A 215-nucleotide genomic window follows, 5' to 3' on the forward strand; every position below is an offset into this window, starting at 1 on the left:
CGCCAGATGGATCCACCAGAGCGATTTCGCGACGATGACGAGCAAAGCCTGCGGATCCTCGGATTCATATCCTTGAAACCGGTGTGGTTCGATGCCGCTGACGACGAGGATCAACGTCATCATCGCGAAGAAGAGGATTTGCACCACCAGTCGCGTCGTCGGCCGTTGGCGGGAGAGAAGATGCCAGACGACGATACCGGCCAAACCTATCGTAA

General features: G+C 56.7%; 1 pseudogene. It reads right to left on the bottom strand.

The annotated features are described in order from the left end of the window. Positions 1 to 215: pseudogene (locus AF337_RS32205) on the bottom strand (small mechanosensitive ion channel); the annotation flags it as partial.

It is taken from the genome of Rhizobium ecuadorense, from assembly GCF_001187535.1.
GTDB classification, from domain to species: Bacteria; Pseudomonadota; Alphaproteobacteria; order Rhizobiales; family Rhizobiaceae; genus Rhizobium; species Rhizobium ecuadorense.